Origin of the sequence: Butyricicoccus sp. AF18-9LB, from assembly GCF_027684505.1 — a bacterium.
GTDB classification, from domain to species: domain Bacteria; phylum Bacillota; class Clostridia; order Oscillospirales; family Butyricicoccaceae; genus Agathobaculum; species Agathobaculum butyriciproducens.
Map to the genome: position 1 here is coordinate 174,882 of NZ_JAQCWA010000001.1, position 8,808 is coordinate 183,689.

The 8,808-nt window shown below is 58.5% G+C and carries 10 protein-coding genes; 5 read left to right on the plus strand and 5 right to left on the minus strand.

From position 1 onward, the window contains the following. Window position 1: 1 nt before the first annotated feature. The 5 genes from ybeY to PGY33_RS00825 form a co-directional block, all read right to left on the minus strand. Entirely contained in the window at window positions 2-493 is a 492-nt protein-coding gene (gene ybeY / locus PGY33_RS00805) for an rRNA maturation RNase YbeY (RefSeq protein ID WP_116705409.1), read from the minus strand. Then, complete coding sequence (locus tag PGY33_RS00810) at window positions 493-1,500, minus strand: PhoH family protein (RefSeq protein ID WP_110436320.1); 1,008 nt, start codon at window positions 1,498-1,500, stop codon at window positions 493-495. The genes ybeY and PGY33_RS00810 overlap by 1 nt, the downstream gene beginning before the upstream one ends. A gap of 391 nt (window positions 1,501-1,891) precedes the next feature. Further along, a complete protein-coding gene (locus PGY33_RS00815; protein WP_118479162.1) occupies window positions 1,892-2,314 on the minus strand; it encodes a hypothetical protein in 423 nt (140 codons plus the stop codon). 20 nt (window positions 2,315-2,334) lie between these two features. Beyond that, window positions 2,335-3,558: a sporulation protein YqfD gene (locus PGY33_RS00820; RefSeq protein ID WP_118479160.1), complete on the minus strand. Its 1,224-nt coding sequence runs from the start codon at window positions 3,556-3,558 to the stop codon at window positions 2,335-2,337. Window positions 3,559-3,574: 16 nt separating this feature from the next. Continuing rightward, window positions 3,575-3,835: a YabP/YqfC family sporulation protein gene (locus PGY33_RS00825; RefSeq protein ID WP_116705406.1), complete on the minus strand. Its 261-nt coding sequence runs from the start codon at window positions 3,833-3,835 to the stop codon at window positions 3,575-3,577. Between the two features lie 117 nt (window positions 3,836-3,952). On the opposite strand from PGY33_RS00825, the gene PGY33_RS00830 reads away from it, so the two are divergent. The 5 genes from PGY33_RS00830 (at window position 3,953) to PGY33_RS00850 (ending at window position 8,573) form a co-directional block, all read left to right on the plus strand. Beyond that, window positions 3,953-4,975, plus strand: coding sequence for a sporulation protein (locus PGY33_RS00830; protein WP_118479158.1), 1,023 nt, complete (start codon window positions 3,953-3,955; stop codon window positions 4,973-4,975). 92 nt (window positions 4,976-5,067) lie between these two features. Next, window positions 5,068-5,310: a hypothetical protein gene (locus PGY33_RS00835; RefSeq protein ID WP_110436314.1), complete on the plus strand. Its 243-nt coding sequence runs from the start codon at window positions 5,068-5,070 to the stop codon at window positions 5,308-5,310. After that, window positions 5,297-6,802 (plus strand): D-alanyl-D-alanine carboxypeptidase family protein, encoded by a 1,506-nt coding sequence (locus PGY33_RS00840; RefSeq protein WP_118479154.1) that lies wholly within the window; start codon window positions 5,297-5,299, stop codon window positions 6,800-6,802. The genes PGY33_RS00835 and PGY33_RS00840 overlap by 14 nt, the downstream gene beginning before the upstream one ends. A gap of 107 nt (window positions 6,803-6,909) precedes the next feature. Then, entirely contained in the window at window positions 6,910-7,650 is a 741-nt protein-coding gene (locus PGY33_RS00845; protein ID WP_158575089.1) for a phosphatase, read from the plus strand. After that, on the plus strand, window positions 7,647-8,573 hold the full coding sequence (locus PGY33_RS00850) for an ROK family protein (protein ID WP_158575088.1): 927 nt from the start codon (window positions 7,647-7,649) through the stop codon (window positions 8,571-8,573). Before PGY33_RS00845 ends, PGY33_RS00850 begins: the two co-directional genes overlap by 4 nt. Window positions 8,574-8,808 lie beyond the last annotated feature (235 nt).

The window sequence follows — 8,808 nt, forward strand, 5'->3', positions numbered from 1 at the left end:
CTCAGTCCCGCGTCAGGCCGAGGAACGCAAGGTTGTCCTCTTCCTTGCTGCGCATCAGGCGAGTGTCCTCGTCATTGCGCTCGTGGTCGTAGCCGAGCAGGTGCAGCACGGAATGCGTGGTCAGGTAGCCGCACTCTCTTGCAGGCGAGTGCCCGAACTGCTCCGCCTGCTCGCAGGCGCGCGTGTAGCACAGGATCATATCACCGAGCATGACACAGCCGGAGTCCGGTTCGGCCTCCAGCTCCTCCTGCGGCTCGCCGTTGAGGAACTCGTACATCGGGAACGAAAGAACGTCGGTCACGGCGTCCTTATTTCGGTATTCGGCGTTCATTTCGCGGATGGCGTCGGCATCGACAACGGTAACGTCGATTTCGGCGTCAAAGTCCACCTGCTCACTCGTCAGCACACGCTCGGCGCAGGTGCGGATCAGCTCACGTACGCTGTTTTCGTCTGCTACCTCGGTCTCAAAGCCGATATTGATCTGATGATTCATCATTTTCCCTCCTTGCGGCGGGTCGGAAGGCGCTTTCCTGCCGGTTTTGCGGCAGGCTTGCCCTTGCCCTTTTTGTTTTCATACTCTGCATACGCCTTGACGATGCGCTGCACCAGCTCATGGCGCACAACGTCCTTTTCGGTCAGGAAGCACTGGGCGATGCCCTCTACGCCGTCCAGCACGCGCAGCGCTTCGCGCAGACCGGACTGCTTGCCGTCCGGCAGGTCGATCTGGGTAATATCGCCCGTAATGACTGCCTTGGAGCCGAATCCCAGTCGGGTGAGGAACATTTTCATCTGCTCGGGCGTGGTATTCTGCGCCTCATCGAGAATGATGAAGCTGTCGTCAAGCGTACGTCCGCGCATATACGCGAGCGGGGCAACCTCGATGGAGCCGCGCTCCTGATACTTGGTGAAGTTTTCCGCGCCGAGCATGTCAAACAGACCGTCATACAGTGGGCGCAGATACGGGTCTACCTTGCTCTGCAGGTCGCCGGGCAGAAAGCCGAGCTTTTCGCCCGCCTCGACCGCCGGACGGGTCAGGATGATGCGGGAGACCTGCTTGTCCCGAAAGGCCGCAACAGCCGCCGCAACGGCGAGATAGGTCTTGCCGGTACCGGCAGGGCCAACGCCCATAACGATGGTGTTCTTGCGGATAGCCTCCATGTATTTTTTCTGGCCGAGCGTTTTCGCCTTGACCGGCTTGCCCTTGGCCGTGATGCACAGCACATCGCGGCTCATCGTGTGGACCTCGCTCTCGCGGCCGTCCTTCGCCAGCCCGATCACATACTGCACGGTCTGTGTGCCGATGGATTCTCCTCGCCCTGCCATGGCCAGCAGCGCCGTAATCGCGCGTGCAGCGATGGACACGCCTTCGTCCTCGCCGGTGATCTTCAGCTCGGTTCCGCGGCTGATGACCGAGACGTTCAGTTCCCGCTCGATCTGCTTGATGTTTTCGTCAAATGCACCGAATACTGCCATCAGCAGTTCGGTTTGTTCAATCTGCATTACCTGTTCTATGATTACACCCTCTTATGTTTAATTAGTAATTAGAGTTAGGAATTAAATGTTAGTTTTCATCCGTGCAAGGCAGGAGGCAGGCGTTTTTCCTGTCGTTACCTGCTCTCCTGCGGATAGTGTTTATCTATCAAATAAACTGTATGCAAGTGTATGTATCTGTTGCAATAACTCGTTCAACATACAGTTGCATACGGTTACATACAGTTAATTTTCATATATCTGCAGCAATACATGATGTTTTACCGTAGGGTGCGGCAAGGTGAATTGCGGCAACGCCGCAAGAGAAGGTGCCCTGGGGTACGACTCAGCGCACCGTTGTAATCGATCTGCACATTGCCTAACCGTAGGGGCGAACATTGTTCGCCCACACAACGTAAAATCATACGTTTTTCCAATTGTGAATCCAGTTTCCAACCGCGACAATCAGCCACACCACCGAAACCGCCGTCGGCAGAAACATTGCGGCAGCTGTGGACGTCATAAAATTCGTCACGCCGAAAAACGGCACGAGGAACACGGTAAACGGCAGCAGCACCGAATTTGCCGGAAGGATATCCACCGTCATAAGCAAACCGGATGCCGCTCCAATCGAAATCAGAGCCGATGCAATCGTCAGCAGACACATTGCGGTATTGCTTTTCCGCCATGCATACACCAGCAGCGATACCAGCACGATAAACACCGCGCTGACGCAGAATTTGCCTGCACTCGCGGAACCGCCGTGAAGCCAGTCCGAGCCGTTAGCAGCAAACGCCGCTGCGGTGCTCAGTCCTGCGAGAATCGTCGCGGGTTTACGGTTCATAGGCGTCTCCTTTTCTGTCTCTACGGCACTTGCTCCATCTCCGCATTTTCCTCCGGAACGGTACTGTCATCCACGGCCTCGGTGCCGATCTGCTCCTCGGCGTGGACGGTGAGGTACAGCACAGCCGCGCCGTTCTGCTCGGTGAGCGTTTCGCTGTGGCTCGTCACCATGCCGTCGATATCCGCGGCGGTCTCGCCCAGTGCGCGCGACAGCATAGCCACCCGCACGTCCTCGGCGGTGCGCGTCGTCGGCTCCCGCTCGTAGAATGTATACGTTTGTGTGACCAGCGCCACCGGCAGCACCACGCTGTCCGACAGCCAAAAATGTCTGGTCGTTATTATTTTATCACAAGTACCCCCTGCAATTCCACTGCCAATATAGAAATTTAACCGTTTATTTCCCATCACCAGTGCATATTGATGACGAATTTTACCCGTATACCGCTTTCTCTGCTCGGTGAGCGGCCGCGCTGCCCGAACCGTATGCGTGGTGTATGCCTGCACGGTGCCGTGCGCATGCGCTGTGCGGTACTTCCCGCCTTCGCGTGTCGGCTCCACCAGACCGCTGATGAGCGTATCACCGGTCTGCACGGCATCTCCTGCCTGCACCATTGGCTGTCCCTCGAGCGCACGCACCTGCGTTACCACGCCGTCCCGCGCGGCCACCACCTTGGTGACCGCGTGCTCGTCCAGTACCTCCGGCGGGTCGGTACTGCCGTAGGCGACCACGGTCAGGCTGTTGCCCCGCAGATTAAGCGAGAAAAACGTGATATTCGGCTGCAGCTGCATCATCTTCCACCGTATCTGACGGGTGTTCAGGTCCTTGATGGGCATGCCGATATGCACCCCCATTTCGCTCAGCTGCTGCATGACAGCCACCTCATCTATCGCCGGTGCGATCTCGGTCTGTATCGCCCATACATGCGTGCCGAGTAGCCAGCACAGCGCCGCTGCCGCTATAGCTCCGCCCCAGAGCGCCGTACGCGGACACAGACGCGCCGCAAGGAACGGCAGACCGCGTTTCCGGAGAATATGCACGCGGCAGCCGGTGCGGCCCATGTGCCGCCTGAGCGTCCGGAAATCCCGGATGGACAGGGTTGCGTGCAGCTCATTCCATGCCGTGCGGTCCATCTGCCGCAGCGTGATACCCTGCGCCGCGCACAGGTTGAGAAACCGCGTCAGGCTTGCGCCTGTCACGCGCACGCGCACCTGCCCGCAAGCCAGCAGCCACAGCCGCCCGATCATTCGCGCCCCTCCTTCCTCACTCGGTCGTGATGTATTCCACCGACGAAATCACGCCGATCACCGCCAGTTCGTCCATGGAAAGCGCCGTCAGCTCCAGGTCTGCACCCAGAATGCGTACCTCGCACCCGCGGCATCTGACGCGCAGGATGCTGTCGTCGTATTCCTGTATGCCGCAGTGGTTCTCCACGATCACCCGGCTGTCTCCGAGGATTTCCACGCGCGGGCGGTTTGGGTGGAGGTCCTCCATGAGTTCGGCGTATAAGTTATCTTTCAGCATATCGCGCCACCTTCATATCGCATTTTACCTTCTCCGTAGGGCAGGTATAACGGTATATGTTATGTATCAGCGTACTGAAACTTTCCTGCTTCTCATACACTGTTCCGAGGTGACGCTATGAAGCTGTTCTTATCGCTGGCTCTTTTTGCCGCGTTTTTGCTTTGCCCGACTGCCTGCGCGGATGGTGTCCGCGAGGGGCTTTCTTTAGCCTCAGTGCAGGCTTTACCGGCTTTATTTCCGTTTTTCGTTGTCAGCGGACTGCTTGTCCGCTGTGATACCGCGCGGCTGTCGCCGCTGCTGGCAAAGCCGCTTGCCCGCTTATACGGCCTGCCGCCCGAGGCTGCGCCTGCTCTGGTGCTCGGACTCATCGGCGGGTATCCGGTCGGCGCCGCGACCGCATGTGCGCTGCTCTCCGAGGGTGTGCTTTCCCGCGAAGCGGCAGAGCGCGTGAACCGGTTCTGCAACTGCGCCAGTCCGGGCTTCTGCATCGGACTGGTAGGGCTCGGCGTGTTCGGCTCCGCGCGGGCAGGCGCGATGCTGTACGGGATACATATCGTTTCGGCTTTGCTCGTCGGATTGTTTTTCGCGCGTACCCCGTTATCTGCCGTGTCGCAGCGTATCCATAACCGGAACCGCACCTCATTCCCCTCTATTTTCTGCGCGTCCGTGCAGCAGGCAGCGTCCACGGCGCTGACGGTAACGGCATTTCTGACCATGTTTTCCATCCTGCTGCGGCTGCTTTCGCCGGTTTTGGCACTTTTGCCGTACGGAAACGCACTGGACGGCATGATCGAGCTGACCAACGGCTTAGACGAGCTGGCGGTGCTGACGCTGCCGCGCAGGACGCGGCTGACGCTTGCGTCCTTCCTGCTGGGATTTGGCGGACTGGCTGTGCAGTTTCAGGTGCGCGCTCTCGCGGAAGCACACGATTTGCCGGTTCGCGGCCTGTTTGCCGCAAAGCTGCTGCACGGTACGCTCGCAGCTGTGCTGACAGCTTTCCTGTTTTCCCTCTCGCCTGCCGTGCTGACGGTTTCCTCACCGGAGCTGACACCGTTATCGGTACGGTTCCGGTATACGCTTGCTGTGCTGTTCGTTTCTGCTTTGTATCCAATTTGGGGGTGGAAAAAGCGCAGGAAATGATATATAATATTTTATATACGTCCTGTATTGACCGACACCACTCGACAGGACACTTTTACCACTGATTTTAACCGATTGGAGTGACCCTACGCATGAGGCTCAAAAAGCTGCTGCGAAAAAATATAGAACCGCGCTGCACCTACTGCGCGCACGGCTCTCCGCTGGCGGACGGCGAACGCATTGCCTGCCGCAAACGCGGTGTGGTAAACGGCACCGATCACTGCCGTTCCTTCCGCTACGATCCGCTGCGGCGCACCCCGCCCAAGCCGGCGGTTCTGCGCGGGCACTTCACCGATGCCGATTTTTCTTTAGGAGATACCGATGAAGAGCAATAATTTCAAAAACCGTCTTACCGCACTGGCGCTGTGCTTTACGCTGCTGCTCGGTGCGGCGCCGATCACCCACGCCTATGCCGTGAATGACGAGAGCGATACCTCATCGAGCCAGTCGGATTCCGACAGCACGGACACCTCGTCCACCGATTCGGGCAGCAAGGATTCCAAGGACACCAAGGACATGACCGCCGACAATGACAAGGATGTTATCGCAGCGGCAAGCGAAGCGCCGGCCGTAACGGCTACCGCCGCCCTGCTCATCAGCCCGGATTCCGACATGGTGCTGTATGAGAAAAATGCGGACAAGAAGCGTTATCCGGCGTCCACGACCAAAATTATGACCGCGCTGCTGACGCTTGAGAATGTCAAGGATCTGAACGAGACCGTCACGGCCGAACAGGGCGACTTCACCAAGGTTACAGCAGACAGTTCGAACGCAGACATCAAGGTCGGTGAGACCGTGCGCGTCATCGACCTGCTGTATGCGCTCATGCTGCCCTCCGCAAACGAGGCAGCGTACATGCTCGCGCGCCATGTCGGCGGCACGAGCGAGCACTTTGTGGACATGATGAACACCCGCGCCGAGGAGCTCGGCTGCACCGGAACGCATTTCAGCAACCCGTGCGGCCTGCACGAGGAAGATCACTACACCACCGCCCGTGATCTGTACCTCATTGCCCGCGAGACCATGAAGAACGACACATTCACCAACATTATCGACACCGTGCAGTACCGTATGCCCAAGACCAATATGCACGAGGAGCGCATCATCTTCACCACCAACCAGCTGATCTTCAGCTCGTTCAACCCGTGGTCATACCCGTACAACAAGGGCATCAAAACCGGACACACCTCGCAGGCGGGCAACTGCTTTGTCGGCTACGCGGAGTACGGCGATGCCAAGCTGTATTCGGTCGTGCTCGGCAGTGCCACCTCGTCCAAGGAGTACCCGACGGTAGCGGCCAGCTTCACGGATACCAAATCGCTGTATAAGTGGGGCTTCACCCACTTTAAAACCAAGACCGTTGCGAAAAAGGGCGACACGCTCGCCCATGTAAAGGTGGACCTGTCCACGCAGACCGATCAGCTGGTGCTGACCGCGAAAACCGATCTGGTGGCGCTGCTCCCTGCCGATGTAGAGACCGATTCGCTGGAAGCGACACCCAATCTGCCGGAAGCCGTTGACGCGCCCATCAAGGCCGGCGATGTGATCGGCAGCATGACATACAGCTGCAACGGCACGTCCTACGGCACGGTCGAGCTGGTCGCGCTCAGCGATGTGGAAATGAGCCGCGTGCTCTATTACTCGGACAAGCTGAGCCATTTCTTTCAGAGCACCGTATTCAAGATCGTGCTGATCGCAGCCGCAATCTTCATCGTGCTGTACATTCTGTTCAACATCACATTCGGCGGAATCCGGCGCCGCCGTCGCCGCAAGGCGATGCGCAAGCGCTACGATAACGATGATTATCCTCGCAGACACCGCCGATAAACAATCGCATACCGGCGGTTCAGCGAACTGCAAATACAGAGGCGGACCCATGTGTCCGCCTTTCATCTTCCCCCCAAAAAATCATACGTCAAAAGGAGCCTTTTCCCATGCAAATCATCGCAGACCTACATACCCACACCAATGTAACCGACCACGCGTTCAGCACGCTCACCGAAATGGTGCAGGCGGCCGAGGACCGCTGTCTTGCGGCTATCGCCATCACCAACCACGGCCCCACCAATCCGGACGGCCCGCACGAGTGGCATTTCTCCAACCTTGACCTCATTCCGCGCAAGATCGGCAAGGTAACGGTCATTCGCGGCATCGAATTCGACATCACCGCTCCGGCAGGCGGCATCAACGTCATTTCCAACAAGAGTCTCAAGCCCATTGAGTTTGCGCTTGCCTCCTTCCACGAGTGCATGTTCCCGCCGGTGGACAGCAGTGTGCACACGGCGGCGCTCGAGGCTATCCTGTACAACCCGTATGTCAACGCGTTCGGCCACCTCGGCAACTCCAACTTCCCGTTCGACCACGAGTACATCATCAGCCGCTGCAACGACCACGGCAAGATTGTCGAGATCAACAACGCATCTCTGTCCATCCGTAAGGGCAGCCATGACAACTGCATGGACATCGCCCGCCTGTGCATGAAGTATGAGGTGCCTATCTCGGTGGACAGCGACAGCCATATCTGCTACCGCGTCGGTCATGTGGAGGGCGCACTGGAAATGCTCGAGGAAATTGGTTTCCCGGAGGAGCTGATCATCAACAGCAGTGTGGAGCGGCTGAACAACTATTTCAAGGGCCGCGGCCTGCATCTGTTCGACGAGGAGGATTTGCTGTGAGAATCGGTATTGATCTGGGCGGCACGACCGTCAAGGCGGCGCTCTGCACCGAGGACGGCACGCTGCTGTGCAAAGACAGCCTTCCGACCCGGACCGGCAACGCAGCCGGCCTGAAAGCAGATATGAAAACGCTGGCGCTCTCGCTGTGCAGGGCGCACAGCTGTGCGGTAGAGGACGTAACGGCAATCGGCATTGGCGTGCCCGGCTCGTTTGACAAAAAAACCTGCACCCTGCGGTTCGGTACCAATCTGGGTCTGAATAACGTCAGCTTTGCGGATGCGTTTTTGCCTGAGTTCGGCTGTCCGGTGCATCTGGATAACGACGCAAACTGCGCCGCGCTCGGCGAAGCGACTGCCGGTGCGGCCAAGGGCACGCGCAACATGCTGATGGTAACGCTCGGCACCGGCGTTGGCGGCGGCATTATCATTAACGGCCAGCTGTACACCGGCTGCAACGGCATTGCCGGTGAGATCGGGCACATGGTTATCCGAAAGGACGGCGAGCCGTGCAACTGCGGACGGCGCGGCTGTCTGGAGGCGTACTGCTCGGCGGCTTCGCTCGTGCGGTTTGCCGAGCGTGCGCTCGAGGACGGACGAAAGAGCGTGCTTGCCGTACACAAGGGTCAGCTGAACGCCAAGCAGATCTGCGATGCAGTAGACGCAGGTGACACGCTCGCGCAGGAGCTGTTCGACGAATACTGCGACAATCTGGCGAACGGTCTGGCAAGTTTTGTGAATCTGTTCCAGCCGGAGAGCATCGTGCTCGGCGGCGGACTGGCGGGCTACGGCGAAAAGCTGCTCGAGCCGCTGCGGCGGCTCACCTTCCCGCAGACCTTCCGCGGTGAGAACCGAAATACCGAGATCGTCTGTGCGTCGCTCGGCAATGACGCAGGTCTGGTGGGCGCAGCGATGCTTGTAGAGTAATCGCTTGCGAAGCGAACGAATCTTGCCTGCCCGGCAGGGGCACAAGAGGGTAGACACCAAGGTTTCCACCCTCTGATTTTCACCCCTTTCCTAAGATAGTCTGGCGCAGACCAGAGACCGGCGACCGCTTCGAAAAAGAGAACGGCAGTCGGGTTACTCTTGCGTGTCTTTCTCCACCTTTTCGCAGTTCTCGCCTACCGTACTGCTACACAGACGGTTTGCTCTCCGTAGGCGC